This is a genomic window from Nonomuraea sp. NPDC050310 (genome assembly GCF_040655795.1).
In the GTDB taxonomy this organism is placed as follows: Bacteria; Actinomycetota; Actinomycetes; order Streptosporangiales; family Streptosporangiaceae; genus Nonomuraea.
The window spans coordinates 147553-172116 of sequence record NZ_JBFAKP010000014.1 but is presented as its reverse complement, the minus strand read 5'-3'; the positions used below and the strand labels follow the sequence as shown (position 1 = coordinate 172116).

Here is a 24564-nt window from a genome sequence, read left to right as displayed (position 1 = left end):
TGGGCGGGCTGGGGTTACTTCGGGCACTCTCCCCGTAGCTCCGGCCCGCCGTACCCCCTCGTCCCTGAGGTTCGGGCTGAGGGGACTTTGGATGTTCCTCCGAAATCCACCCCAGCCGTCCTCCTCCTTCCTCTCAAAATCCACCCCAGCCCCATACGGCGGGGCCCGGCACGGCCAGAATGAGCCCATGGGTCCACACCCGGCCGTGGCGGATGTACGGCGAGCAGTGCGGGAGTGCCTGGCCGACCTGAAAGCGGGCGACCTGGTCCTCGTGGCATGCAGCGGCGGCGCCGACTCCCTGGCCCTGGCCGCCGCAACCGCGTTCAGCGCACCGAGGATGAACCTCAGGGCAGGCCTGGTGACGGTGGACCACAACCTCCAGCCAGGCTCGGCCGAACAGGCGAGGAAGGTCACCGACCTCCCCCTCGACGGCCTGGAGTTCGCCGAGATCGCCAACGCCCAGGTGGGCACGGAAGGCGGCCCGGAGGCGGCGGCCCGGGAAGCCCGCTACGAAGCCCTGGCCAAGGCCGCAGACCGGCACGGGGCGGCGGCGGTCCTGCTGGGACACACCAGGGACGACCAGGCCGAAACCGTCCTGCTAGGCCTGGCCAGAGGCAGCGGTCTCCGCTCCCTGGCCGGAATGGCCCAGGTCAACGGCCGCTACCGCAGACCCCTGCTCGCGCTGAGCCGGGCCACCACGGTCGCGGCCTGCGAGGCGCTCGGCCTGACCCCGTGGGCCGACCCGCACAACGAGGACCCGAGATACACCCGCGTCCGGGTGCGCACCACCGTCCTGCCCACCCTCGAACACGAGCTGGGCCCCGGCGTCGCCGAGGCGCTCGCGCGCACGGCCGACCTGGCGCGGGCGGACGCGGACGCGCTCGACGAGTGGGCCGCGACGGCCTACCACGATTGCGCTCTAAGCGATATCCCGACGCTTGCCGTACCCCCGCTGGAAGCCCTCCCGGCGGCGGTCCGCCGGCGGGTCCTGCGCCGGGCGGCGATCGCCGCCGGAGCGCCCGCCAGCGCCCTCACAGCGGGCCACGTCCTGGCGGTGGAGCGGCTGGTGACCGCCTGGCACGGGCAGAAACGCGTTGACCTGCCCGGGGGTCATGGCGTGGTTCGGCGGTATGGCACCCTGGTGTTCGACCAGCCACCCGTCGAGTAAGGAATCCCAGGTGCACGCAGCCGACATGGGCAAAGACCTGGAGAAGGTCCTCATTCCCGAGGACGAGCTCCAGGCCAAGATCAAGGAGCTCGCGGCCCGGATCGACGCCGACTACGCGGGCCAGGAACTGCTGCTCGTCGGCGTGCTGAAGGGCGCGGTCATGGTGATGGCCGACCTGGCCAGGGCGCTGAGCACGCCCATCCAGATGGACTGGATGGCCGTCTCCTCCTACGGCGCGGGCACCAAGTCCTCGGGCGTCGTGCGGGTGCTGAAGGACCTGGACACCGACATCATGGGCCGCCACGTGCTCATCGTCGAGGACATCATCGACTCCGGCCTGACCCTGCACTGGCTGCTGGAGAACCTGAAGTCGCGCAACCCGGCCTCGCTGGAGATCTGCACGGCGCTGCGCAAGCCCGACGCGGTGAAGGTCCCGATCGACGTGAAGTACGTCGGTTTCGACATCCCCAACGAGTTCGTCATCGGGTACGGCCTCGACTACGCCGAGCGTTACCGCAACCTGCCCTTCATCGGCACGCTCGCACCGCACGTCTATAGCGGCGAATAGCGCGGGAACACAAGGCGACCTGACGTACGTTGGTAGGGCAAGGCCAGTGGCGCGGACGGTGCCCCCGTGCGCGCCGCCGGTGTACCTTCTGACACTTAGAGGATTTCCCTCTGGGTAGTCAGTAGGAGCGGCATCCGCCGCGGCCCCCGGTCACCGAGGGTTTTCAGGCCATGGTCAGGAAGGGACGGGCCCGCAAGGGGTTCCGCATCGGATGGATCTCAAGCGATTTACACGTGGGCCACTGCTGTGGATCCTGGGCATCGTCGTGCTGCTCCTGCTCGTCACCTCGCTCTGGAGCAGCGACGGCAATTTCAAGCAGGCCGACACCTCGACGGCGCTGAAGCAGATCCGGGACGGCAACGTCGCGGTGGCCAAGGTGGTCGACAAGGACATGCGGATGGAGCTCACGCTCAACTCCGCGATCCCGGTCAAGCAGAACGACACCCCCACCAACCGCATTCAGGCCTCCTGGGTCACGGGTCAGGGCCCGCTCCTGGTCGAGGAGCTGGACAAGCAGGTCCAGGCCGGTAAGACCAAGAGCTACACCGTCGAGGTCCCCCAGGAGAACTTCCTGGTCGGCCTCCTGATCAGCTTCCTGCCGATCGTCATCATCGTGCTGCTGTTCCTGTTCATCATGAACCAGATGCAGGGCGGCGGCTCGCGAGTCATGAACTTCGGCAAGTCCAAGGCGAAGCTGATCACCAAGGACACGCCCAAGACCACCTTCGCCGACGTCGCCGGCGCGGACGAGGCCATCGAGGAACTCCAGGAGATCAAGGAGTTCCTGCAGGCCCCCGCCAAGTTCCAGGCGATCGGCGCCAAGATCCCCAAGGGCGTGCTGCTCTACGGCCCGCCCGGCACCGGCAAGACCCTGCTCGCCCGCGCGGTCGCGGGTGAGGCGGGCGTGCCGTTCTACTCCATCTCCGGCTCCGACTTCGTCGAGATGTTCGTCGGCGTCGGCGCCAGCCGCGTGCGCGACCTGTTCGAGCAGGCCAAGGCGAACGCGCCCGCGATCATCTTCATCGACGAGATCGACGCCGTCGGCCGTCACCGCGGCGCCGGACTGGGCGGCGGTCACGACGAGCGCGAGCAGACGCTCAACCAGCTCCTCGTCGAGATGGACGGCTTCGACGTCAAGGGCGGCGTGATCCTCATCGCCGCGACGAACCGGCCCGACATCCTCGACCCGGCGCTGCTGCGTCCCGGTCGTTTCGACCGGCAGGTCACCGTCGACCGTCCCGACCTGGAGGGCCGCAAGGGCATCCTCAAGGTCCACGGCCGCGGCAAGCCGTTCGCGCCCGACGTCGACCTCGACGTCATCGCCCGCCGTACGCCGGGCTTCACCGGCGCCGACCTGGCGAACGTGATCAACGAGGCCGCCCTGCTCACCGCGCGGGCCGACCAGAAGCTGATCACGATGGAGCTGCTGGAGGAGTCGATCGACCGCGTCATGGCGGGCCCGGAGCGCAAGACCCGGGTCATGTCGGACAAGGAAAAGAAGATGATCGCCTACCACGAGGGCGGTCACGCGCTCGTGGCGCACGCGCTTCCCAACGCCGACCCGGTGCACAAGATCACCATCCTGTCCCGGGGCCGCGCGCTCGGCTACACGATGACGCTGCCGATGGAGGACAAGTTCCTCGCGACGCGTTCGGAGATGATGGACCAGCTCGCGATGTTGCTCGGCGGCCGTGCGGCCGAGGAGCTCATCTTCCACGAGCCCACCACCGGCGCCTCCAACGACATCGAGAAGGCGACCTCGATCGCCCGCCGCATGGTCACCGAGTACGGCATGAGCGAGCAGCTCGGCGCCCGTAAGTTCGGCTCCGGCAACGGCGAGGTCTTCCTCGGCCGCGAGATGGGCCACGAGCGCGACTACTCCGAGAAGATCGCCTCCACGATCGACGAGGAAGTCCGCCGGATGATCGAGACCGCGCACGACGCGGCGTGGGACATCCTCGTCGAGTACCGCGACGTGCTCGACAACCTCGTTCTCCACCTGATGGAGAAGGAGACGCTCTCCCGCGACCAGGTGCTGCAGATCTTCGCCCCGGTGGTCGTCCGCGAGCACCGCCCGTCCTACGCGGGGTACGGCAAGCGGCTGCCCTCCGACCGGCCGCCGGTGCTGACGCCGAAGGAGCAGTCCGGCAACGGCTCGACCGCGGTGTCCTCGCTCAACCCCAAGGCCATCCAGCCGGGGGACGGCGCGTGAGCGTCGATCAGCCACGGATCGAGAAGGCCGTCCGCGAGATCCTGATCGCCATCGGCGAGGATCCCGACCGAGACGGCCTGCTCGACACCCCGTCCCGCGTGGCCCGCGCGATGACGGAGCAGTACTCCGGGCTGCACCAGACCCCCGAAGAGGTCCTGACCAAGGTCTTCGACGTCGACCACGACGAGATGGTGCTGGTTCGCGACATCGAGGTCTACTCGACGTGCGAGCACCACCTCGTCCCCTTCCACGGCGTGGCCCACGTGGGCTACATCCCCAACGAGAAGGGCCAGGTGACCGGGCTGTCCAAGCTCGCCCGCCTGGTCGACGTCTTCGCCCGGCGCCCGCAGGTGCAGGAGCGGATGACCTCGCAGATCGCCGACGCGCTCATGCGGGTGCTGGAGCCGCGCGGGGCGATCGTGATCATCGAGGCCGAGCACCTGTGCATGACCATGCGCGGTGTGCGCAAGCCGGGGGCCAAGACGCTCACCTCCGCGGTGCGCGGAGACTTCCGCAACAGCGACAAGACGAGGGCCGAGGCGATGGCCCTCATCCTGGGCCGCTGACGCCGGGTTTCGAGCGGGCGCCGGGGACTTCCCCGGCGCCCGCTCGCGCTTTCCGGGGGACCCCGCGTGCTGCCCGGGCTTGCCCGAACGCCTAGGCTTGAGCCCATGATGAGGGGATTGCCAGCCGCGGATCGGTGCCTCGTCATGGGCGTGGTCAACGTGACCCCCGACTCCTTCTCCGACGGCGGCCTCTGGTTCGACGAGGACGCCGCGGTCCGCCACGGGCTCGCCCTGGTGGCGGAGGGCGCCGACCTGGTGGACGTGGGCGGCGAGTCCACCCGCCCGGGCGCGGCGCGGGTCTCGCTGGAGGAGGAGCTGCACCGGGTGGTCCCGGTCATCCGCCGGCTGAGCGCCGAGGGCGTCGCCGTCAGCGTCGACACCATGCGCGCCGAGGTGGCCAGGGCCGCGGTCGAGGCCGGGGCGCTGCTGGTCAACGACGTGAGCGGCGGGCTGGCCGATCCCGACATGCCGCGCGTGGTGGCCGCGACCGGCGTGCCGTACGTGGTGATGCACTGGCGTGGGCACAGCCACAGCATGGACAGCCGCGCGATCTACGACGACGTGGTCGGCGAGGTGCGCGAGGAGCTGGCCAAGCGGGTGGCGATGGTGCTGGCCGAGGGCGTCGACGAGAGCCAGATCGTGCTCGACCCCGGTCTGGGCTTCGCCAAGACCGCCGAACACAACTGGGCGGTTCTGGCGGGAATGGAGCGCTTGCTCGATCTGGGCTATCCGTTGCTGATCGGGGCTTCCCGCAAGCGCTTCCTCGGTAGGCTCCTGGCCGATGCCGACGGTTCGCCGCGGCCGTTCGCCCGGAGCGACGCGGCCACGGTCGCGGTCTCAGCACTCGCCGCGGGCAGCGGCGCGTGGTGCGTGCGCGTGCACGAGGTCGGCCCCAACGCCGACGCCGTGCGGGTGGCCGCGGCATGGAAGCGTGGCGGGGCCTCGGCGAGCGGAGCCCCGACGAGAGTGGAGAGCCCGTGAGAATGGTGACCCCGTGAGGCTGGTGACTCTGTGAGCGTGGACACCCAGGCGGTGGAGACGGTCAACCAGGCGTTCTACACCGCGATCGAGAACGCCGACCTCGACAAGATGACCGAGGTCTGGGCGGAGGACTCCGCCGACAGCCAGGTGAGCTGCGTGCATCCGGGCTGGTCGTTGCTGGCGGGGCGCTCCGAGGTGTTGCGCTCGTGGGCGCTGATCATGGCGAACACGACCTACATCCAGTTCGTGCTGACCGATGTGAAGACCGCCGTGCTCGGCGACCTGGCCGTGCTGACCTGCGTGGAGAACATCCTGACCGCGGGCGACGAGGGCGAGTCGAGCTTCGCCGCCGGCAAGGTGGTGGCCAGCAACGTCTACGTCCGCACGGCCGAGGGCTGGCGGCTGTGGATGCACCACGGCTCGCCCGTCCTGCAGACCGATGACGAGGAGGACGACGAGTTTGACGCTTGATCGCATCACCGTGAAGGGCCTGCGGGCGCGTGGGCGGCACGGCGTGCTGCCCGCGGAACGCGAGCTCGGCCAGGAGTTCGTGGTCGACGCCACGCTCTTCGTCGACACGCGCAGGGCCGCCGCGGGCGACGACCTGAGCTGCACGGTGCACTACGGGGAGCTGTCCGAGGCCCTGGTCAAGGTGGTGGAGGGGGAGCCGGTCAACCTGATCGAGACCCTCGCCCAGCGCCTGGCCGACGTCTGCCTCGACAGCGAGCTGGTGCGCGAGGTCGAGGTCAGCGTGCACAAACCGGCCGCGCCCATCCCCTTGCCCTTCGACGATGTGATCGTGACGATCCGGCGGAGCCGCTGATGAAAGCCGTCCTCGCACTCGGCAGCAACCTGGGCCGCCGCTTCGAGACCCTCCAGGGCGCGGTCGACGCGCTCTTCGACGCGCCGGGCCTCGACTACGTCGCGGTCTCGCCGGTCTACGAGACCGACCCGGTCGGTGGGCCGGAGGCGCAGCGCCCCTACCTCAACGCCATCGTGCTGGCCGACACCAAGGTCGACGCCTACACGTTGCTCGAACGCGCCCAGAGCATCGAGAACGCCTTCGGGCGGGAGCGGGCCGAGCGCTGGGGGCCGCGCACCCTCGACGTCGACCTGATCGCCGTGGCCGACCTCGCCTACGACACCCCGGAGCTGATCCTGCCGCACCCGCGGGCGCACGAGCGGGCGTTCGTGCTGACGCCGTGGGCCCAGGTCGACCCCGACGGCGAGCTGCCCGGTCACGGGCGCATCAGCGACCTGCTGGCGGGGCTCGACCAGACGGGGGTACGGCTCCGCCCCGACCTGCGACTCCAGGGGCCGGCTTGAAGCCCACCAGACCCGCACCGCTCGTCGGCCTCCTGGTGGTCGTCGCGCTGGTGACGTTGCTGCTGGTCCGGCAGTTCTACTCCGATCTGCCGCTGGTGCCCTGGACCGCGATCCCGACGGTGGTGCTGCTGGCCATCGGCGAGTTCGTGACCGGCGCCAACACCAAGGCGCGCATCGCCCGCAAGCCCGACACCAAGCCGGTGGAGCCGCTGGCCGTCGCCCGGCTGGCGGCGCTGGCCAAGGCCTCGGCCTACGCCGGTGCGGTGTTCGCCGGGATCTTCGGCGGGTTCGCGCTGCACACCGTCGGGCTTCTGATGCAGGACACGCCGCGCCGGGAGTTCTTCGTCACGACCGGCTCCTTCGTGGCGTGCGTGCTGCTCGTGTGCGCCGCGCTCTACCTGGAGTACTGCTGCCGCGTGCCCAAGCAGCCCGGCGAGGAACGGGAGCAGGCCTGAGCACCAAGGGTCTGGCCTGGACGGAGCGGGCCGGGGCGGCGCCTGCCGTCCTGCTGCTGCACGGGCTGGCCGGGCACGCGGGTGAGTGGGACGCGGTGCTGAGCGGGCTGGGTCATCGGTCGGTGGCGCTCGACCAGCGCGGCCACGGAGCCAGCGAGCGGCGCCCGGCCGACCTGTCGCACGAGGCGCGGGTGGCCGACGTCATCGCGGTCCTCGACGAGCTGGGGCTGGAGCGGGTGGTGCTGGCCGGTCCCCTTCCCGGACCGGGCGGCGGCGGTGGAGTTCCTAGGCGCGGGTTGGGCCGACGGCCTGGCGAGCACCCCGGAGGGCCTGGTGCCGCGCTTCGACCCGGACGTGATGGTCGCGATGATCGCCGAGCACTGCCGCCGCGACTACTGGGCCGAGTGGGCGCGGGTCCGCTGCCCGGTCACGCTCGTGCTCGGCCAGAACGGCATCATCCCGGCCGAGGACGTCGCGCGCATGGGGATCGAGCCGCACGTCGTCGCCGGAGCGGGCCACGACGTCCACCTGGACGCGCCGGAGGCGGTCAGGTCTTCGCTGGTACGGCTGTGCGCCGCCGTCGCCGGGTGAACAGCGCGATCACCGGCACCGTGCAGATCAGCGGCCCGAGGATGGCGATGGGCCGCTCCAGCCACCAGTACAGGTCGGGCGGCACGTCCCGGCCGATCTGCCCGAACAGCCACCACGAGATGCCCAGCGCGATCGCCATGCCGGTGGTGTGGAAGAGGAAGAGCGGCAGCGCGTAGCGGTTGATCGTCTCGTTGACCTTCTTCCACCGCGGCCGGGCCAGCAGCCGTTCCATGGTCGGCCGCAGCACCTCGACCAGCCCGATCTGGAACATCAGCAACGCCACGATGACGAAGGTGGGCGGGGCCATGTTCGACCACTTGTCGCCGGGCACGCCGACCATCGAGCCGGGGTAGATGCCCGAGTAGACCAGCCCGAACAGCGCGAACAACCCGGTCCAGAGCACCGCGTAGTCGTAGCGCCTGGGCAGGTCGACGACGCGCTGGTAGAAGAATCCGGCCTGGTGCGCCAGCCCCCACACGATGATCATGTTCAGCCAGCCGACCCACTCGACCCCGTAGCGGAGCCGGATCACGTCGACCACCAGCGCCGCGCCGCCCAGCCAGACGAGGGTGAGCACGTCGTAGCGCTTGTGCAGCCAGATCGACACCGGCAGCAGGGCGATGAGCACCAGGTAGACCGCCATGAACCAGAGCGGGCTGAGGATGAGCAGCACCACGCGGCCCATCCACTCCACGTCGAAGACCAGCGTGATCACCACGCCGATCGCCACCCAGACCGCCGAGAGCACGAGAGCGGGTACGGCCAGCGCCTGGATCCGCCGCAGGACGAAGGAGCCGATGCCGACGCCCCTCGCGTGCGCCCGCTCCCACGACAGCAGGTGGACGTGCCCGCCCACGTAGAAGAAGAGCGGCAGCACCTGCAGCAGCCAGGTGAGGATCCACAGGCCCGAGGTGAAGCCGAGCGGGCTGGTCGGCATCGGCCCGTCGGGCTCCCACTCCAGGATGGTGAAGGCCCAGTGCCAGACCACGACCACGATGAGGCTGAGGGCGCGGAGCCAGTCGACGTAGGGGTCGCGTTGGGTGGTGGTGGGGGAGCTCACTTGTCGATGTCACCCACGACGAAGAACATCGAGCCGAGGATGGCGACCATGTCGGCGACCAGATGGCCGGGCAACATCTCGCGCAGCACCTGGATGTTGTTGTAGGAGGCCGCGCGCAGCTTCATCCGCCACGGGGTCTTGTCGCCCTTGGAGACCAGGTAGTAGCCGTTGATGCCCAGCGGGTTCTCCGTCCAGGCGTAGGTGTGGCCCTCCGGCACCTTCAGCACCTTGGGCAGGCGCTGGTTCACCGGGCCTGGCGGCAGGTCGCGCATCCGCTCCACGCAGCGCTCGGCCAGGTCGAGGGAGACCTGGAGCTGCTCGAAGAGCACCTCGAAGCGGGCGTGGCAGTCACCGGCCGTGCGGGTCACCACCTTGACCGGGAGTTCGGGGTAGGCGAGGTACGGCTGGTCGCGGCGCAGGTCGAAGTCGACGCCCGAGGCGCGGGCGATCGGGCCGCTCACGCCGTACTGCATGATCTGCTCGCGGCTCAGCACGCCGACGCCCCGGGTGCGGGCCAGGAAGATCTCGTTGCCGAGGATGAGGTTCTCGATGTCGGGGACGCGCCGCCGTACCTCGGTGAGGGTCTCGGACACCCGGTCGAGCCAGCCGAGCGGGAGGTCCTCCTTCAGCCCGCCGACGCGGTTGAACATGTAGTGCATGCGACCGCCGGAGATCTCCTCCATCACCGCCTGGAGCCGCTCGCGCTCGTTGAAGGCGTAGAAGATCGGGGTGATCGCGCCCAGTTCGAGCGGGTAGGAGCCGAGGAACATCAGGTGCGACAACATCCGGTTGAGCTCGGCCAGCAGGGTGCGGGCCCAGACCGCGCGGATCGGCACCTCCATGCCGAGCAGGCGCTCGGCGGCCAGCACCACGCCGAGCTCGTTGGCGAAGCCGGACAGCCAGTCGTGCCGGTTGGCCAGCATGATGATCTGGCGGTAGTCGCGCACCTCGAACAGCTTCTCGGCGCCGCGGTGCATGTAGCCGATGATCGGCTCGCAGCCGGAGATGCGCTCGCCGTCGAGGGTCAGCCGCAGGCGCAACACGCCGTGGGTGGACGGGTGCTGGGGGCCGATGTTGAGGACCATGTCCTCGGTGGCCAGCTCCTTGCCCACCTCGGCGGCGCCTGCCCCGATGCCGACCACCCGTTCTGTCATAAGCCCCATGCTGCCACCCAGCCCGGGGGTCTTCCAGCACAGGCCTCGGTCAAGGAACGGCAATAACCCGCATTTCGGGTGTAGCGAGGGGGAGGAATGTCTTGATTGGGGGGATTCAGGGATGAAGAAGGTTCCAGTAGACATCGCAGCGCTGATCGCACGGATCGTGCTCGGCGTGATCTTCGTGGCGCACGGCTGGCAGAAATGGCAGAACGGCATCGACGCCACGACCCAGATGTTCACCCAGGCCGGAGTGCCCCAGCCCCAGCTCGCCGCCACGTTCACCATGGTCGCGGAACTGGTCGGCGGCGCTCTGCTGATCCTCGGGCTGTTCGTGCGGGTGGCGGCGCTTCTGCTGCTGGCCGTCACGATCGGGGCGATGATCTTCGTGCACTTCCGTAACGGGATCTTCATCGCCGACAACGGGTGGGAGCTCGTGGGGGCCCTGGGGGCGGGGTGCCTCATGCTCATGGCCACCGGGGGTGGGCGGCTTGGGCTTGACGGGCTCTACCTGGCTCTGCGGCGGCGCAACAAGGCGCGGGACGCCGCTCAGGAGGAGTTGTCCACGGCTCGTCAGGCGCGGGAGGACGCCGAGCGCAAGGCCGCCGAGGCCCGTACCGAGGCCGCCGAGGCCGAGGCGGCCCGTGCCGCCGACCGCGAGGCCCGGCGTGACGCCGTCCAGGAGTCGACCGGGGCCACCCGGGACGTCGCTCGCGACGCCGCCGACGACGCCCGTGACTCCGCCCGCGACGCCCGCCACTCCGCGGCGTCGGCCCAGGCCGCCGAGGAAACCCGCCCCAACACCGTGCCCCAACAGGCCCACGGCCTCTCCGAGGCAGACCGCAGGGACATCGACGCCTTGCTCGCCGACGAAAAGCGCCGCGGCGAATCCTGACCCACCCAACAGCGGGCGGGCCGCACCGGGCCTGAGGCCGGGGTGGTCGGGCCGCGGTGGTTGGGCTGGCCGGACCGGGGATGCCGAGGTGCCGGGCCGGGGTGGCCGAGGTGCCCGGCTTAGGGATGCCGGGTGGCCGAGGTGGCCGGGCTAGGGATGCCGGGGTGGCCGGAGGGGCCGGGGTGAGCAGGCCGGGGGCCGGAGCCGGGGGCCAGGCGGACCCACCGCCCGCCCCCCGCCGCCACCCGATACGGCGAGGACCCCGTGCGGCGGCTGCCTCCCACCGATGCGGCGAGGACCCCGTGCGGCGGCCGCCCTCCCACCGATGCGGCGAGGACCCCGTGCGGCGGCCTGCCTCCCACCGATGCGGCGAGGACCCCGTGTGGTGGCCGCCCGTCCACCGATGCGGCGAGCACCCTGTACGGCGGCCACCGGTCCACCGATGCGGCGAGAACCCCGGACAAGGGCCACCGAGGCGGCGAGGATCCCGCGTGGGGGGTCAGCGGGTGGTGAGGTTGTGGAGGGCGGTGAGGAGGCGGTCGATGTGCTCGTCGGTGGTGCCCAGGCCGATGGAGGCGCGGACGGCTGAGGCGGTGCCGTCCTCACAGCCACCGTCCGCAGTCCCCAGCAGGTGCCGCACGAAGGGATGCGCGCAGAACTTCCCGTCCCGCACCCCGATCCCGTACTCGGCCGACAGAACCTCGGCCACCTCCCGAGCGGTGAACCCGTCGACCACGAACGACACGATCCCCACCCGAGGGTGGTCAGCCCCCCACAGGGAAAGCTCCCGCACCCCGGAAAGGCCCGCGATCCCGGCCCGGAGCCGCCCGATCAGCCGCTCCTCCTCCCGCACGAGCGCCGTCCACCCGGTGGCGGAGAGCGCGTCGCAGGCGGCGGCCAGCGCGATGGCGCCGAGCACGTTAGGGGTGCCGGCCTCGTGCCGGGGCTCGGGGTCGTCGTGCCACTCGATCTCGTCGTTGACCGCCCGCACCGCGCCGCCGCCCTTGAGGTACGGCTCGCCCGCCGCCAGCCAGTCCCGCCGCCCGATCAGCACGCCGGCGCCAAAGGGCGCGTAGAGCTTGTGCCCGGAGAAGGCGACGTAGTCGAGGTCGAGCGCGGTGATGTTGAGCCGCCGGTGCGGCACGAGCTGGGCGGCGTCGACGAGGATGCGCGCCCCGTGCCGGTGGGCGATGTGCGCCAGGGCCGCGATCGGCCACAGTTCGCCGGTGACGTTGGAGGCGGCGGTGACGACCAGCAGCTTGGGGCCGTCGATCCCGGCGAGGGCCTCGTCCACGGCGCGTACGGTCTCGCCGGGGAAGGCGGGCGGCGCCAGCCGTACGACATCGGTCCAGGGAAGCAGCGAGGCGTGGTGCTCGGTGTCGAAGACGACCACGGTGGTGCCTTCGGGCAGGCAGCCGGCCAGCAGGTTGGTGGAGTCGGTGGTGTTCCGGGTGAAGATCACCGCGTCGTCGGGGCGGGCGCCGGCGAAGGCCCGCACGGTGTGCCGCGCCTGCTCGTAGCGGGCGGTGGTGAGCTGGGAGGCGTAGCCCGCGCCGCGGTGGACGCTGGAGTAGGCCGGCAGGGCGGCGGTCACGGCCGCGCTGACCGGCTCCAGACAGGGCGCGCTGGCGGCGTAGTCGAGGTTGGCGTAACTCACCAGCCGGCCACCCTTGACCGGAACCTCCAGGTCGGCACCCAGGACCGCGGGCAACTCACGCGCGCCGGACTCGCCGGGCGAGGCGGCGGGGGAGGTGGTGCTCTGGGCGGGGACAGAGCTGAAGATGCTGAGCGTGGACACGGCGAACTCCTTCGAGGCCTTGGGCCCCGATCCGTCCGTGGAGCCCGCGCTTGCCCGCCACACCTCGTGACGGACCAGGTCCTCACCCGGGGCACCCCGCCGCGGACGCGAGGGTTGCCGGCCAGCAAGCCGGGGCTGTGCGCTGGCACTCATGACCTTCGTCGGAACTATAACCGACACAGGGGCGGAAACCGCAAGTCGCGAACTTTCTCGAGTCGACGATCGTTGTGTGCAGATTGAGCAAGGAGGTACAGAATGCTGGACTGGGTGACCAACCCAGAGATCTGGATCGGGTTTCTCACCCTGGTCGCACTCGAGATCGTGCTGGGCATTGACAACATCATCTTCATCTCGATCATCGCGGGGAAGCTCCCGCCCGAGCAGCGCGATCGTGCTCGGGTGCTGGGTCTCGCCGCCGCGTTGATCAGCCGCCTGGCGCTGCTGCTCGCCCTGTCGTGGGTGATCAGGCTGACCGAGCCGCTCTTCACCGTGCTGGGTCAGGAGATATCCGGACGAGATCTGATCCTCATTCTCGGCGGTCTGTTCCTGCTGGCCAAGAGCGTGCTGGAGATCGGCCACAGCATGGAGCTGAAGGACGGCGAGGGGGGCACCAAGCGCAAGGTCACCTCGTTCGCCTCGGCGATCATCCAGATCATGATCCTGGACATCGTCTTCTCGCTGGACTCGGTCATCACCGCGGTCGGCATGGTCGACGAGCTGGGCGTGATGATCGCCGCGGTCATCGCCTCGGTGATCGTGATGCTCTTCGCCAGCGGCCCGATCAGCCGTTTCGTGGACCGGCACCCGAGCATCAAGATGCTGGCGCTGTCCTTCCTCGTGCTGATCGGCGTCGTGCTGCTCGCCGAGGGCTTCGAGCAGCACATCAGCAAGGGTTACATCTACTTCGCGATGGCCTTCTCCCTGGTCGTGGAGATGCTGAACATCCGGATGCGGAGCAGGCACCGGGCTAAGCAGTAAGGGTCCGCTCGCCGCCGAACAGGCCCGCCGGGTCGAGGCGTCTCTTCGTCTCGGCCAGGCGCGCGCCGTACTCCGGGGTGAAGGCCCGCGCGATCTGGTCGGGCCCGGCGGCGAAGTTGAACGGCGTGTAGCCGGTCGCGGCGGCGCCGAGTCCGGCCGAGAAGCGGCCGCCGAAGTCCTGTACGGCGGCGGCGACGTCCGGCCCGGGCGCGAGGCTGACCGCCTCGGCCACGAACTCGCCCTGGGCGTAGGCCAGCCCGGGGTCGAGCTGCGGCGCGCCGCCGATGTGCCGCACCAGCCACAGCAGGTACGGCTCGGCATCCCGGGGCGAGATGCCGGCGAGGTAGTCGATCGCTTCGTCGCTGAGCCCGGCCAGCATCTCCGCGCGCAACATGAACGGCAGCGGATCGGTCGGGTCGGCGGTGATCTCGTCGATCCGGTTCGAGGGCATTGGCCCGGTGAGGTCCATGACGAGTCCCGGCAGCGCCCGCAGCGGCGCGAGCAGCTCGTCCATGCCCGAGTGGTCGGGTCCGGGGTGGCACAGGCAGATCCGGGCGACCGACTGGCCGCGCATGGGCGGCGGCACGAAGGGCGCGTCCGGCACGTGCAGCACACCCACCGCGGAGGTCAGCTCGCGCGGCACGGTGGCCACCCAGTCGCGGTAGGCGAGGAGGACGTCCCTGGCCAGGTCGGCCGGCCACATCATGGACCCGGCGTAGAGCTGCGCGGCCGGGAACAGCCGGGTGCGCAGCGCGGTGACCACGCCCAGGTTGGGCCCGAAGCCGCGCAGCGCGGCCATCAGCCCGGGGTCGCGCTGGTCGTCGACCCAGCGGATCTCGCCGTCGGCGGTGACGAGCTGGAGTTCGACGATGGCCTGCGCGGCCAGGCCGAAGGGCCGGGCCAGGAAGCCCAGGCCGCCGCCGAGGCTGTAGCCGACGACGCCGACGTCGCTGGTGCTGCCGACCAGGGGCGCCAGGCCGTGCGGGTGGGCGGCGTCGATGACCGCCTTCCACTTGGCGCCGGGGCCGACCAGGGCGGTGTCGCCGTTGATGGCGACGGTGTCCATGCCGGAGGTGACGAGGAGCAGGTCGTCTTCGGTGGCGGGGCGCAGCGCGCCGTGCCCGGTGGCCTGCACGCGCACGCGCAGGCCGCGCTGGGCGGCGAAGTCGACCGCCTCGGCGACCTGCTCGGCGGTCTCGGCGACCGCCACGTAGGCGGGCCGGTGCACGATGGCGGCGTTCCACGCCGCGCAGAGACCCGGATACTCAGAGTCACCGTGCTGGAGTAGGCGAAGTGGCATGCCTCGAGTGTCGAGGCATGCCCGCACCGTCCGCTAGCTGGGAGAACTACGTAGGAGCCGGGTCAGCAGCGGCTCCACCAGCCGGGCGGCCAGCGGTCCGAAGGCGGCCAGCACGAGGACGTAGGTCGCCGCCAGCGGGCCGAGGTCGGGGTGGACCCCGGCGGCCACCGCCAGTCCGGCGATGACGATGTTGAACTCGCCGCGCGGGATCAGCCCGATGCCGGCTCTGACCCGGCCGGCCCGGCCCACGCCGGCCCGTCTGGCCGCCCAGGCGCCGGTCCCGAGCTTGGTCAGCATGCTGATCACCGCGAGCAGGATGGCCAGCCCCGCCACCGGCGGGATCTTCGTCGGATCGGTCTGCAGGCCGAAGAAGACGAAGAAGACCGCGGCGAACAGGTCGCGCAGCGGCGCGAGCAGGGCCCGTGCCTCGTGCGCGAGCTCACCGGACAGCGCGATGCCGACCAGGAAGGCGCCGACCGCCGCCGAGACCTGGAGCTGCTGCGCGAGCCCCGCGACCAGCAGCGCCAGGCCGAGCACCTTGAGCAGCAGCACCTCGGCGTTGGGACTGCTCACGAAGGCCTCGATGAAGCGCCCGAACTTGAGCGAGATGATCAGCACGCCGGTCACCGTCAGCAGCGCGACGCCGACCGAGACCGCGCCCGCCACCACCCCGACGCCGGCCAGCAGCGCGGTCAGCACGGGCAGGTAGACGGCCATGGTCAGGTCCTCGAAGACCAGCAGGCTGAGCACGACCGGGGTCTCGCGGTTGCCGATCCAGCCGAGGTCGGACAGCACCTTGGCGGTGATGCCGGAGGAGGTCATGTAGGTCACGCCGCCGAGCGCGACCGCGGCCACCGGGCCCCAGCCGAGCAGCAGCGCGGCGATCACGCCGGGGGCGGCGTTGAGCACGAGGTCGACGACTCCGGCCAGGGCGTTGCCGCGCAGGCTGGAGACGAGTTCGTTGGCGTTGTACTCCAGCCCCAGGGTGAGGAGCAGGAGCACGACGCCGATCTCGGCGACGATCGAGACGAAGTCCGTGCTGGTGGCCAGGGGGAGAATGCCGCCCTTGCCGAAGGCGAGTCCCGCGACGAGGTAGAGGGGGATGGGGGAGATGCCGAATCGAAGAGCCAGCGCGCCGAGCACGCCGAGCGCGAGGATGATGGCACCGAGTTCGAGAAAGACGATCGCGGTGTGGTGCACTTAGCCTTCCGTCAGGATGTCGGCGACGGCGGCGGTGTTCTCCTCGTCGCCCACCACCACGGCGATGTCGCCGTCGGCGAACACGAAGTCGGGGCCCGGGCTGGTGTGCACCTGCCCGCGCCGCACCACCGCCACCACCGAGGCGCCGGTGCGGGTCCGGATGCGCGCCTCACCGAGGGTTCGTCCCGCGTACGGCGAGCCCGCCGGAATGGGCAACTGCAGGCTGACGAGCCCTTCGATCTCGCGGTGGAGGTCGTTGAGCCGCTGCACGATGCGCGGGGCGCCGAGCAGCTCGACGAGCGCGTCGGCCTCGTCGTCGTTGAGCTGGATCGCCTCGCAGGCCCGGTCGGGGTCCTCGCGCGAGTAGACGATCAGGTCACGGCGACCGGAACGGTGCGACACGACGGCGATGCGCCGGCCCGACTGGGTGTTGAACTCGTGTTTCAGCCCTATGCCGGGCAGGGCTGTCTGCTCGATCTCCACCCTTTTACCGTATCGGGGGACCTGCGTGGTTTCATCTCCGCTGGGTCAACCACCCGAATGCGCCCAGCCCGTGCGGATCGATGAGCTCCGCCTCCTCGCCGGCCGCCGACAGGGCTCGCACGTAGCCGCGCGGATCGTGGTGGGCGAGGTCGATCGGGGGGCGGGTGCCCGTGATGCCCAGCTCTCGCAGGATCTCGCGCTGTGTGGACAACTCTGTGGATATCACGCCCGCTTCGATCCCGGTCGCGGCGCAGGCGTCGAGGGCGACGTGGGCGGTGATGTCGCAGGTCCCGTTGGGTATGGGGGCGACGAGGCGGCCGTCGCGGTAGCCGGCGAGTGATCCACAGGGCGGCCGGTTATCCACAGGGTGTGCATAATCGATGGCGATCGCCTGACCCCTGGCCAGCCGTACCAGCACGGCCGCCCAGGCGGCGTCGCGGGTGCGGCCGATCTCGGCGCGCGCGCCCACCCGGGTGAGCGGCCACCAGCGGTCGAGCCAGGCGCGGTCGGCGGGTGCCGGCGGGTCGCCGAGGCGTTCCTCGCCGGTGTCCGGGTCGACCAGGACCAGCCGTGGGCCGCCGGGGGTGAGTTCGACGACGTCGAGCGGGATGTTGTCGAGCCATTCGTTGGCGATGGCGAGGCCGGTCATCGCAGGGGGCAGGTCGTGCCGCCAGCGGATCTCCTCGGGCAGGCCGTCGGGGCGCGGGGAGAGGTCGACCGCGGTGACCCGCAGGCGTTCGCGCAGGTCGCCGGGTGCGGCGTCGAGCACCCGGCGGGCCAGCCGGCCCTCACCGGCGCCGATGTCCACCAGGTCGAGCACGGCCGGCGAGCCCAGGTCGCGATCGAGCCGTTCCAGGAGCGTCAGGATCGCGCGGGCGAAGGTGTTGGCCGCGCTGACCGAGGTCCGGAAGTGGCTGGACGGGCGCTCGCGCAGGTAGAAACCGGCCTGGCCGTCGAGATCGCCGTAGAGTGCGCGCTCCATCGCCGCCCGCCAGGTGAGCCACATGCCATGACTATCTCATGACACGCGGAGTGCTGAGATGGCTACGCATGGTGATCGCTTTGCGCTAGCGTTACTCGCTGTCACCGGATGGTCGCCCGGCCCGGCCCCCAGCGGGCGCGGTCACACCCGGTGCGGTCCACAGCAGATCCGACGAAAGGAGCCCCCGTGCTCAAGAAGACCGCCGTCGTCGCCGGAGTCCTGGCCCTCATGGCCGTCGCCGCCCCCGCGGGCGCCGACACCACGAGTGGGGACAGCGGCATCCTGTCCGGCAACCAGATCTTCGCCCCGATCACCGCGCCCATCAACGTCTGCGGGAACGCGGTTGGGCTGTTCGGCGTCGCCATCGCCGGCTGCCAGGGCGGCGCCCACGCTCACGTGCACCACTGATACCCCTTGCATCCCTGGCACCACTGGCACCACTGACGGGCGCCGAAGACCCGGCCGGTCATGGACCGGCCGGGCGCACCTCCACGGGTAGCACATCGTCAAACGCGGACGCCGGTTCCAACCCGGAACCCGGGGTCCGCTCACATGCGATGGATCCACTTCCCCTCGTTCGATATTCGATTAGGGGGTGCGATGTTTGTATGCCCTTGTCGGATTTGTCGCTACCTCAACATGCGGCAAAACCCCAGTCACGGCCGATGGACCCGGGGCCGGTTACCCTGGTCGGCATGGAGGCTGGGGATCGGCCGGGTCGACTGTCGGTCGGCGTGCTCGGCACGGGGAAAGTCGGTTCGGCGCTCGGCGCGGCGCTCGCGACCGCCGGGCACCGGGTGGTCGCCGCGAGCGGGGTCTCCGACCGTGCGCACCGATGGGCCGCCGAGCGGCTGGGGGTCGAGCCGGTCCAGCCTGACCAGGTCGTCCGTGCCGCCGACCTGGTGTTGCTGACCGTTCCCGACGACGCGCTGCCCGACCTGGTGGCCGGGCTCGCCGCGACCGGGGCGGACCTGCACGGCAAGATGCTCGTCCACACCAGCGGCGCCTACGGCCTGTCGGTGTTGGAGCCGGCCACCCGTCGCGGCGCGCTGCCGCTGGCCCTGCACCCCGTGATGACCTTCACCGGCCGGGACGACGACCTGACCCGGATCACCGGCGCCTCCTTCGGCGTCACCGCCCCCGACGTCCTGCGGCCGATCGCCGAGGCCCTGGTCATCGAGATGGGCGGCGAGCCGGTCTGGATCGACGACGCCGACCGCGCGCTCTACCACGCGGCCCTGGCCGGGGCGGCCAACCACATGGTCACCCTGATCGCCGAGTCCTCCGAGCTGCTGACCAGGATCGGCGTGGACAACCCGGGCCGCATGCTCGGCCCGCTGCTCGGCGCCGCGCTCGACAACGTCCTGCGGATGGGCATCGGCGCGCTGACCGGCCCGGTCGTGCGCGGCGACGCCGGCACCGTGCGCAAGCACGTGGACGCGCTCATCCTCGCCGCACCCGAGGCGGCCGACGCCTACATCGCGCTCGCTAGGCTCACCGCCGACCGGGCGCTGGCGGCCGGCCTGCTCAAGCCCGAAGCCGCCGAGCGCCTCCTGGACGCGCTGGGAGGCAACATATGGACGTAGCACGCACCGGGGCCGAGCTCCGCGAACTGCTCAAGGGCGGCAGGGTCGCGCTGGTGCCGACGATGGGCGCGCTGCACGAGGGCCACCGCTCGCTGATGCGTCTGGCCCGCGAGCGCGCCGACCAGGTCGTCGTCAGCATCTTCGTCAACCCCCTGCAGTTCGGCCCGAACGAGGACTTCGGCCGCTATCCGCGCACCTTCGACCAGGACCTCGAGGTCTGCGCCGCCGAGGGCGTCGCGGCGGTCTTCGCCCCCTCGGTCGAGGAAATGTACCCGCCGGGCCGCCAGGTCAGCGTCTCGGCGGGGCCGATGGCCACCGTCTTCGAGGGCGAGGTGCGTCCCGGCCACTTCGACGGCGTGCTGACCGTCGTGCTCAAGCTGTTCAACCTGGTGCGTCCCGACGTCGCCGTCTTCGGGCAGAAGGACGCGCAGCAGCTCGCGATGATCCGGCGCATGGTCGCCGACCTCGACGTGCCGGTCGAGATCGTCGGCGCGCCCACGCTGCGCGAGCCCGACGGGCTGGCGTTGTCCAGCCGCAACCGCTACCTGTCGGCCGAGGAGCGGCAGCGGGCGCTGGCCATCTCCCGCGCGTTGCGCGCCGGGGAGATGGAGCGGGCGCCGTCGGCGGTGCTGGCGGCGGCGCGAGCCGTACTCGACGAGGAGGGTCTGGTCCCCGACTACCTCGCGCTGGTGGATCCGGCGACGTTTACCCAGGTGGACGACCGCTACTACGGGCCGGCGGTGCTGGCGGTGGCGGTCAAGATCGGGACTACCCGATTGCTCGATAACGTTCTGCTTGAGCTGTAATCGGCGCGCAAGCCCAAAAGGTCGCGCGGCCAGGCGAAAGGTGAACGAATGCTCAGGACGATGCTGTCCGCCAAGATCCACCGGGCCACGGTGACGCAGGCGGATCTGCATTACGTGGGGTCCCTCACCATCGATGAGGACCTCATGGACGCCGCGGGTCTCCTCCCGGGCGAGCAGGTGCACGTGGTGGACATCGACAACGGCAACCGGCTGGTGACCTACGCGATCACGGGTCCGCGCGGCTCGGGCGTCATCGGCATCAACGGCGCGGCGGCCCGGCTGGTCTCGCCCGGCGATCTGGTGATCATCATCGCCTACGGCCAGATGGAGGACGCCGAGGCCCGCGTCTTCGAGCCGAGGATCGTGCACGTCGACCGCGGCAACCGCATCATCGAGCTGGGCTCCGATCCGGCCGCGGCGGTCGAGGGGACCGTGCGCGGCGACGAGGTGTACGCGCACTGAGCACGAGCGCGCCGATGAGAAGCACGGCCAGGACCGGGCCGACGACGCCGAGCGCGTCGCTCCACGTCCGGTAGGCGGCGGCCTGGGTGTAGCCGAGGGTGACCACGGCGCCCGCCCAGGCCACCGCGCTGGGCACCACCGCCAGCGCGAAGGTCCGGTACGGCATGCCGCCCGCGGCCGAGATCCGCGGCACGAGGGTCCGCCCGGCCGAGCTCCAGTGCCCGACGGCGACCGCCCACCCCCGATGCCGCCCCACCAGGTCCCGGCACCGGTCGAGCAGTCTGACCGAAGGCAGCCCCGTGGTGCGCCCGCGCCAGAAGCCGACGTGCGCACCCGCCACCGTCCCCGCCGCGGCCAGCGGGATCGCCAGCGCCAGGGGCGTGACGCCGAGCTGCGACAGCACGCCGAGGATCAGCAGGATCGAGGTGCCCGGGACGAACAGCCCGGCCAGCAGCCCCGCCTCGACGACCAGGGCGAGCGTGGCCACGCCCAGCACCGCCGGGCCGGGCAGCAGCCCGAGCCAGCCCAGGATGGTCTCGATCATCAGAAGGCCAGCGCCGGACGCGGGGCGGCGAGCCGTACCGGCCGCTCGGCCAGCTTCAGCAGCCGCATCGCGACGACGACGAGCGCCCCGACCGCGAACGCGGCCATGGTCCGCTCGGCCAGCCCGATCAGGAAGCGGTCACCGAAGTAGGTCGAGGCGACGATGAGCCCGCCGGTGACCGTGGCTCCGGCGGCCATGGCGCGCAGGCGGCCGGTCAGGTCGCGCCAGTGCTCGTCGGCGCGCAGGCCATGGGCGAAGGTGAAGGTGGCCGCGATCAGCGCCACGAAGGCCAGGCTCGCCGAGACCCGGTGCAGCCAGCCCGCCGCGCTCAGCTCGACCAGGGTGAACGGGTTGTCGGTGGGCACCAGCGCGGTCACCGCCAGGCCGCCGCACCAGGTGAGCAGGAGCGCCTTGGTCCACCGGCCCATCGGGGCGGCGGCGCGGCGCAGTCCCGCGAACAGCGCCAGCGAGGCGGCCACGCACAGGAAGATGCCGATCGACACCGGCCCGCTGAAGTCCACCGCGGCGAAGTCGCTGATCGTGCTGCCCCAGGCGGTCAGCCGCGAGTCGGCGCCGACGTGCCCGAGGACGGTCATGCCCGCGGTCAGGCCGAGCCCGAGGTAGGCCAGGTGGGCAAGGGGGCGGAAGGAACCGTTCGTCATGGGTTCGACGATCCCCGCAGGCCCCGGGGCGGGTCGCTACCCCCGCGTTCCGACTGATGGTGCACTTTTCTGCACCCTGGAGAGTCCACCCTGAGCCTCTCTCAGGGGCCATCGAATCACCCCATACCCGGCATTACGGTTAGGCGATGTGACCGCCCTCCACCTCCCGGCCAGGCCCCGCCGCCTGCCCTGGTCTGCCCGTACGTGGCTCGACACCCTGCACGCGGTGACCGGGCTGCCGCTCGCGCTGCCCGCCTTCGCCGGGACGTTGCTGCACGCCCTCCTGGCGCTGACCCTGAGCTGGACCGTGTACCCGGCCAGGGCCGTCCTGGGGCGGTTGTCGGCCCGCACGCACGTCTACACCCACCGCCAGCGCGGCCGCTTCGCCGCCTTCCTCGGCGTGGACCTGCCCGCCCCCGCCCTGGAGCCGGGCCGCTTCGCCTGGCGCAAGGCCGAGACCTGGCGGCTGTCGCTCTACCACCTGCTGGTCGCCCCGCTGGTCGGGCTGGCCGGCAGCCTCGCGGTCACCGGGGCCTGGGCGGGCGGCCTGGTGATGGCCACCTCCGCGTTGTGGAGCCCGCAGCCACGCCGCACGCTGCTGGAGCTGACCCCGGCCGGGATCGTCCTGCTCGTGCTCGCGCCGTGGATCGCGCACCTCGTCGTCCGCCTGGACGTACTGCTGGCCCGCCGCCTGTTCGGCCCCACCCTGAGCGAGCAGCTCAGCGTCAAGGTGGAGAGCCTGACGGTCAGCCGCGCCGAGGTGGTCGCCGCCGCCGACGCCGAACGCCGGCGCATCGAGCGCGACCTGCACGACGGCGCCCAGCAACGCCTGGTCTCCCTGGCCATGAACCTGGGCATGGCCCGCGCCCAGTTCACCGACCTGCCGGAGCCGGTGGCCCAGGCCATCGCCGCGGCCCACGAGGAGGCCAAGCAGGCGGTCAAGGAACTGCGGGACCTGGTCCGCGGGCTGCACCCGGCGATCCTGGAGGAGCAGGGCCTCGACGCGGCCCTGTCCGGCCTCGCCGCCCGCGTCCCCCTCCCCGTACGGCTCAGCGTCGCCGTCGAGCGCCGCGCGAGCCCCGCGATCGAGGCCGTCGCCTTCTTCGTCGTCTCCGAGGCGCTCACCAACATCGTCAAGCACGCCGAGGCCGCCCGGGCCGCCATCGAGGTGGTCGGCACCGCCGAGCGCCTGCGGCTGACCATCACCGACGACGGCAAGGGCGGCGCCCGGCCCGGCGCGGGCAGCGGCCTGCGGGGTCTCGCGCAACGGGTGGGCTCCGTGGATGGGATCCTCGACATCGACAGCCCCCCAGGGGGACCGACCACCATCACCGTGGAGCTGCCATGCGCGTAGTGCTCGCCGAAGACTCCGTCCTGCTGCGCGAGGGACTGGTCCGGCTGCTCGGCTCGGCGGGCATCGAGGTCGTGGCGGCGGTGGCCGACGCCGAGGAACTGCTGCGCGCCGTCGACGAGCACGAGCCGGACCTGGTCGTCACCGACGTGCGGATGCCGCCCACCCACACCGACGAGGGGCTGCGTGCCGCGCTGGTCCTGCGCCAGCAGCGGCCCGGGCTGGCCGTCCTGGTGCTCTCGCAGTACGTGGAGGAGCGCTACGCCACCCAGTTGCTGGCCACCGCGACCGCCCGGGTCGGTTACCTGCTCAAGGACCGCGTCGCCGACGTGACCGAGTTCCTGGAGGCGTTGCAGCGCGTGGCCTCCGGCGGCACCGCGCTCGACCCCGAGGTCGTCGCCCAGCTCCTCATCCGGGGCAACAGCGGCCCGCTCGACCGGCTGACCCCGCGCGAGATCGACGTGCTGCGGCTGATGGCCGAGGGGCGGGCCAACTCCGGCATCGCCACCACCCTGGTGATCAGCGAGAGCGCGGTGGCCAAGCACATCAACAACATCTTCACCAAGCTCGACCTCAGCTCCGACGGCATGGACCACCGCCGCGTGCTGGCCGTGCTGCGCTTCCTGGAGTCCGGCAGGTGATCTCCCGAGGCAGGTGGCTGGGCTGGGGCGCCTTCGCCACGGCGGTGGCCCTCCTGCTCGGCTGCTTCGCCGGCTGGCTGTGGCTGGAGCGGCCCCCCGAACAGACCCTCCGCAGCACCGCGACCTACCGGTCCGAAGGTCAGGCGCTGACCCTCGACACCTCCGCCGGGCACGGCCGGGTCGAGATCGCCGCCGGGCGACCCGGCGAGATCCGGGTCGAGCGGACGCTGGCCTGGGACCGGGCCCGGCCCCAGGCGAGCCAGACCTGGCGGGACGGCGTGCTGTCGGCTGCCCGCGCACCGGCCTGGTCTCGCTGCCCGCCCGCTGCGCCGCCGACTACCGCATCTGGGTGCCGCCGGAACTGGCCGTACGGGCGCGGGTCGGCGACGGCGACCTGACGGTCACCGGGCTGCGGGGCGCGCTGCACCTCACCGTGCCGCGAGGCGACGTGGCGCTGAGCGAGATCTCGGGGCCGACGGTCGCGCGGGTGGGGGAGGGCAGCCTGGTCGCGCTCGGGGTGCGCTCGCCCACGGTCGAGGTGCACGGCGACGAGGGGCTGCTGTCGCTGGCGTTCGCCTCGGTGCCGCAGCGGGTGGAGGCGGTGCTCGGCCAGGGCTCGCTCTCGGTGGACCTGCCGGACGAGGGGCTCTACCGGGTCGAGGGCGGGGTCGTCGAGGGCAGCGAGCGCATCGACGTGGCCATCCGCGAGGCCGCGCCGAGCATGGTGATCGCCCGGGTCACCGAGGGCAGCCTGGACATCGGCTGACCGGACGACGGGGGCCTGTGGCAAAGCCG

Annotated in this window: 28 protein-coding genes, 2 pseudogenes and 1 riboswitch; of the genes and pseudogenes, 21 read left to right on the top strand and 9 right to left on the bottom strand. The window is 71.4% G+C overall.

Annotated features, from left to right (window positions below):
• The first annotated feature begins 187 nt into the window (after positions 1-187).
• The 11 genes and pseudogenes from tilS to AB0I67_RS28680 form a co-directional block, all read left to right on the top strand.
• Positions 188-1168 carry a tRNA lysidine(34) synthetase TilS gene (gene tilS / locus AB0I67_RS28730; protein ID WP_357929388.1) on the top strand — a complete coding sequence of 327 codons (981 nt, stop codon included), beginning with the start codon at positions 188-190 and terminating at the stop codon, positions 1166-1168.
• Positions 1169-1178: 10 nt separating this feature from the next.
• A complete protein-coding gene (gene hpt / locus AB0I67_RS28725; protein WP_357929385.1) occupies positions 1179-1736 on the top strand; it encodes a hypoxanthine phosphoribosyltransferase in 558 nt (185 codons plus the stop codon).
• A gap of 211 nt (positions 1737-1947) precedes the next feature.
• Positions 1948-3948, top strand: coding sequence for an ATP-dependent zinc metalloprotease FtsH (gene ftsH, locus AB0I67_RS28720; RefSeq protein ID WP_357929382.1), 2001 nt, complete (start codon positions 1948-1950; stop codon positions 3946-3948).
• Entirely contained in the window at positions 3945-4514 is a 570-nt protein-coding gene (gene folE, locus AB0I67_RS28715) for a GTP cyclohydrolase I FolE (protein ID WP_357929379.1), read from the top strand. Before ftsH ends, folE begins: the two co-directional genes overlap by 4 nt.
• Before the next feature lie 105 nt (positions 4515-4619).
• Positions 4620-5495, top strand: coding sequence for a dihydropteroate synthase (gene folP, locus AB0I67_RS28710; protein ID WP_357929376.1), 876 nt, complete (start codon positions 4620-4622; stop codon positions 5493-5495).
• A gap of 30 nt (positions 5496-5525) precedes the next feature.
• The gene (locus AB0I67_RS28705; protein ID WP_357929373.1) at positions 5526-5966 is read left to right on the top strand and encodes a nuclear transport factor 2 family protein; all 441 of its coding nucleotides are present in this window, start codon (positions 5526-5528) and stop codon (positions 5964-5966) included.
• Positions 5935-6318 (top strand): dihydroneopterin aldolase, encoded by a 384-nt coding sequence (gene folB, locus AB0I67_RS28700; protein ID WP_357929370.1) that lies wholly within the window; start codon positions 5935-5937, stop codon positions 6316-6318. Before AB0I67_RS28705 ends, folB begins: the two co-directional genes overlap by 32 nt.
• Positions 6318-6821: a 2-amino-4-hydroxy-6-hydroxymethyldihydropteridine diphosphokinase gene (folK, locus tag AB0I67_RS28695; protein WP_357929367.1), complete on the top strand. Its 504-nt coding sequence runs from the start codon at positions 6318-6320 to the stop codon at positions 6819-6821. Before folB ends, folK begins: the two co-directional genes overlap by 1 nt.
• The gene (locus tag AB0I67_RS28690) at positions 6818-7276 is read left to right on the top strand and encodes a DUF3180 domain-containing protein (protein WP_357929365.1); all 459 of its coding nucleotides are present in this window, start codon (positions 6818-6820) and stop codon (positions 7274-7276) included. Before folK ends, AB0I67_RS28690 begins: the two co-directional genes overlap by 4 nt.
• Positions 7189-7515, top strand: a pseudogene (locus AB0I67_RS28685) (alpha/beta fold hydrolase); the annotation flags it as partial. The gene AB0I67_RS28690 and the pseudogene AB0I67_RS28685, both read left to right, overlap by 88 nt.
• Before the next feature lie 22 nt (positions 7516-7537).
• Positions 7538-7867 (top strand): annotated as a pseudogene (locus AB0I67_RS28680) (alpha/beta hydrolase); the annotation flags it as partial.
• Here AB0I67_RS28680 and AB0I67_RS28675 read toward each other — a convergent pair.
• Both AB0I67_RS28675 and AB0I67_RS28670 read right to left on the bottom strand, forming a co-directional pair.
• Positions 7824-8927 (bottom strand): acyltransferase, encoded by a 1104-nt coding sequence (locus AB0I67_RS28675; protein ID WP_357929363.1) that lies wholly within the window; start codon positions 8925-8927, stop codon positions 7824-7826. The pseudogene AB0I67_RS28680 and the gene AB0I67_RS28675 overlap by 44 nt on opposite strands.
• Positions 8924-10081, bottom strand: coding sequence for an NADH-quinone oxidoreductase subunit D (locus AB0I67_RS28670; RefSeq protein WP_357929361.1), 1158 nt, complete (start codon positions 10079-10081; stop codon positions 8924-8926). Before AB0I67_RS28670 ends, AB0I67_RS28675 begins: the two co-directional genes overlap by 4 nt.
• Positions 10082-10202: 121 nt before the next feature.
• On the opposite strand from AB0I67_RS28670, the gene AB0I67_RS28665 reads away from it, so the two are divergent.
• The gene (locus AB0I67_RS28665) at positions 10203-10976 is read left to right on the top strand and encodes a DoxX family protein (RefSeq protein WP_357929358.1); all 774 of its coding nucleotides are present in this window, start codon (positions 10203-10205) and stop codon (positions 10974-10976) included.
• Positions 10977-11475: 499 nt separating this feature from the next.
• On the opposite strand, the gene AB0I67_RS28660 is transcribed toward AB0I67_RS28665, so the two are convergent.
• A complete protein-coding gene (locus AB0I67_RS28660; protein WP_357929355.1) occupies positions 11476-12774 on the bottom strand; it encodes an aminotransferase class V-fold PLP-dependent enzyme in 1299 nt (432 codons plus the stop codon).
• A 41-nt stretch (positions 12775-12815) separates the two neighbouring features.
• Positions 12816-12931: riboswitch (SAM riboswitch) on the bottom strand.
• Positions 12932-13029: 98 nt separating this feature from the next.
• Here AB0I67_RS28660 and AB0I67_RS28655 point away from each other — a divergent pair.
• Positions 13030-13752 carry a TerC family protein gene (locus AB0I67_RS28655; RefSeq protein ID WP_357929353.1) on the top strand — a complete coding sequence of 241 codons (723 nt, stop codon included), beginning with the start codon at positions 13030-13032 and terminating at the stop codon, positions 13750-13752.
• Here the strand turns inward: AB0I67_RS28655 and AB0I67_RS28650 are convergent.
• Genes AB0I67_RS28650 through AB0I67_RS28635 form a run of 4 tightly spaced genes read right to left on the bottom strand, consistent with a single transcriptional unit; the run spans position 13742 to position 17741 of the window.
• Positions 13742-15052 (bottom strand): FAD-binding oxidoreductase, encoded by a 1311-nt coding sequence (locus AB0I67_RS28650; RefSeq protein ID WP_357929350.1) that lies wholly within the window; start codon positions 15050-15052, stop codon positions 13742-13744. The two genes, AB0I67_RS28655 and AB0I67_RS28650, sit on opposite strands and share 11 nt — an antisense overlap.
• Before the next feature lie 33 nt (positions 15053-15085).
• Complete coding sequence (locus AB0I67_RS28645) at positions 15086-16252, bottom strand: cation:proton antiporter (protein WP_357929347.1); 1167 nt, start codon at positions 16250-16252, stop codon at positions 15086-15088.
• Complete coding sequence (locus tag AB0I67_RS28640) at positions 16253-16735, bottom strand: cation:proton antiporter regulatory subunit (RefSeq protein ID WP_357929345.1); 483 nt, start codon at positions 16733-16735, stop codon at positions 16253-16255.
• A 31-nt stretch (positions 16736-16766) separates the two neighbouring features.
• Positions 16767-17741, bottom strand: a complete 975-nt coding sequence (locus AB0I67_RS28635; RefSeq protein WP_357929343.1) for an SAM-dependent methyltransferase — start codon at positions 17739-17741, stop codon at positions 16767-16769.
• Positions 17742-17903: 162 nt separating this feature from the next.
• Here AB0I67_RS28635 and AB0I67_RS28630 point away from each other — a divergent pair, with 162 nt between their 5' ends.
• The 4 genes from AB0I67_RS28630 to panD all read left to right on the top strand — a co-directional run bounded on the left by AB0I67_RS28630 (position 17904) and on the right by panD (position 20571).
• Positions 17904-18125 (top strand): chaplin family protein, encoded by a 222-nt coding sequence (locus AB0I67_RS28630; protein WP_357929340.1) that lies wholly within the window; start codon positions 17904-17906, stop codon positions 18123-18125.
• A gap of 287 nt (positions 18126-18412) precedes the next feature.
• Complete coding sequence (locus tag AB0I67_RS28625) at positions 18413-19303, top strand: DUF2520 domain-containing protein (protein WP_357929337.1); 891 nt, start codon at positions 18413-18415, stop codon at positions 19301-19303.
• Positions 19294-20109 carry a pantoate--beta-alanine ligase gene (panC, locus tag AB0I67_RS28620; RefSeq protein WP_357929336.1) on the top strand — a complete coding sequence of 272 codons (816 nt, stop codon included), beginning with the start codon at positions 19294-19296 and terminating at the stop codon, positions 20107-20109. Before AB0I67_RS28625 ends, panC begins: the two co-directional genes overlap by 10 nt.
• A 48-nt stretch (positions 20110-20157) precedes the next feature.
• Positions 20158-20571, top strand: a complete 414-nt coding sequence (gene panD, locus AB0I67_RS28615) for an aspartate 1-decarboxylase (protein ID WP_357929333.1) — start codon at positions 20158-20160, stop codon at positions 20569-20571.
• On the opposite strand, the gene AB0I67_RS28610 is transcribed toward panD, so the two are convergent.
• Both AB0I67_RS28610 and AB0I67_RS28605 read right to left on the bottom strand, forming a co-directional pair.
• Positions 20498-21115 (bottom strand): VTT domain-containing protein, encoded by a 618-nt coding sequence (locus AB0I67_RS28610; RefSeq protein WP_357929332.1) that lies wholly within the window; start codon positions 21113-21115, stop codon positions 20498-20500. The two genes, panD and AB0I67_RS28610, sit on opposite strands and share 74 nt — an antisense overlap.
• Positions 21115-21777, bottom strand: coding sequence for a DUF998 domain-containing protein (locus AB0I67_RS28605; protein ID WP_357929329.1), 663 nt, complete (start codon positions 21775-21777; stop codon positions 21115-21117). The genes AB0I67_RS28610 and AB0I67_RS28605 overlap by 1 nt, the downstream gene beginning before the upstream one ends.
• Before the next feature lie 148 nt (positions 21778-21925).
• On the opposite strand from AB0I67_RS28605, the gene AB0I67_RS28600 reads away from it, so the two are divergent.
• From AB0I67_RS28600 to AB0I67_RS28585, 4 genes are read left to right on the top strand one after another with little or no spacing between them, the layout of a single operon-like run.
• Positions 21926-23131 (top strand): histidine kinase, encoded by a 1206-nt coding sequence (locus AB0I67_RS28600; RefSeq protein ID WP_357929326.1) that lies wholly within the window; start codon positions 21926-21928, stop codon positions 23129-23131.
• Positions 23122-23769, top strand: a complete 648-nt coding sequence (locus AB0I67_RS28595) for a response regulator transcription factor (RefSeq protein WP_357929325.1) — start codon at positions 23122-23124, stop codon at positions 23767-23769. Before AB0I67_RS28600 ends, AB0I67_RS28595 begins: the two co-directional genes overlap by 10 nt.
• Positions 23766-24167, top strand: a complete 402-nt coding sequence (locus tag AB0I67_RS28590; protein WP_357929323.1) for a hypothetical protein — start codon at positions 23766-23768, stop codon at positions 24165-24167. The genes AB0I67_RS28595 and AB0I67_RS28590 overlap by 4 nt, the downstream gene beginning before the upstream one ends.
• Positions 24119-24535 (top strand): hypothetical protein, encoded by a 417-nt coding sequence (locus AB0I67_RS28585; protein WP_357929321.1) that lies wholly within the window; start codon positions 24119-24121, stop codon positions 24533-24535. Before AB0I67_RS28590 ends, AB0I67_RS28585 begins: the two co-directional genes overlap by 49 nt.
• Positions 24536-24564: the final 29 nt, after the last annotated feature.